The organism is Micromonospora echinofusca (genome assembly GCF_017614955.1).
Classification (GTDB): domain Bacteria; phylum Actinomycetota; class Actinomycetes; order Mycobacteriales; family Micromonosporaceae; genus Micromonospora; species Micromonospora echinofusca_A.
This window is the reverse complement of record NZ_WVUH01000679.1, coordinates 1-1067: the sequence shown is the minus strand read 5'-3', so window position 1 is coordinate 1067 and position 1067 is coordinate 1. Positions and strand designations below refer to the sequence as shown.

The 1067-nt window shown below is 74.7% G+C and carries 2 protein-coding genes; both read left to right on the top strand.

Going from position 1 to position 1067, the window contains the following annotated elements; translation table 11 throughout:
- On the top strand, positions 1 to 687 hold a 687-nt coding region (locus tag GSF22_RS33835; protein WP_208817951.1), incomplete at its 5' end, for a hypothetical protein.
- A partial coding sequence (locus GSF22_RS33830; protein WP_208817950.1) for a J domain-containing protein occupies positions 684 to 1067 on the top strand: 384 nt, incomplete at its 3' end. The genes GSF22_RS33835 and GSF22_RS33830, both read left to right, overlap by 4 nt.

Genomic DNA, 1067 nt, shown 5'->3' with positions numbered 1-1067 from the left:
GTGCACCAGCCCGGCGCCGTGCACTGGTCCGGGTCCGGTGCCACCCGCGAGGAGTGCTGGCAGCAGTTGAGCCCGGGGCTGCGGGACCGGGTCGACCAGCGCATCGGCCGAATGCTCGACTGGTGGGCCACCGACCTCGACGGCCGGGTCAGCGCCGTGGTGCTCGGTACCCGCGCCCTGGTCTCGGTCAACCCGACGGTCAACGGTGCCGGCGAGCCGGCGTACGAGTTGGTGACCGTGCACCTGGACGAGGCGTCGTTCCGTTCGGCGCCGGTCCGTGGCCCGAGCCCCGCACCGACGGAGCGTCGCTCCTCGGCCGCGACCGGTGCCCACCGGCCCGGCTCCGCCCCCGGCTCCCCGGCCGGTCCGGGTCGGCCGCTGCGCCTCGACGAGGGGTGCACCGACGTGCTGGGGATGCTGCCGGCCCGGGACCAGCAGTTGATGCAGGATCCCTTCCTGACCGCGTCGGCGCCGCTGCGCAGTGACTTCTTCGCCTACCGCACCGGCAGCGCCAACAGCCTCAACGGCGCGACGATCCGGCTCTGGTGCTACCTGACCGACACCCGGTCGTTGACCTTCTGTGCCGCCGTGGGACACGGCTACCGGGAGGGGGTCGGGGCACGGGCGTGGGAGACGACCTGCTGGCGGGCGAGCACCCGACCGGGGGCGAAGGCGGCCGGTCGGTGAGTGCGTCCCTGCGGGACCTGGGCGGTCGGGACCCGTACGAGATCCTCGGGGTCGACCGGGACGCGACGACGGCGGAGATCGTCGCCGCCCACCGGCGCAGGGTACGCCTGCTGCACCCGGACACGGCGACCGGGGACGCCGATGCCGCCACCCTGCTGAACCTGGCCCGGGACGTGCTGTGTGACCCGGAAACCCGGCGGGCGTACGACCGGCAGGTCGCCGACGGGGTCGATCCGGTCGACGTGGCGCCGCCGACCACGTCGCTCTGGGACGACGACGGGGTGATCCCGGGCGCGGTCGACTCGCCGCACACCGGGTGGTACCGGGACCAGCCGGACCCGGTGACGACCGAGGTCCACCCGGACGACCCGCCGCCGTAC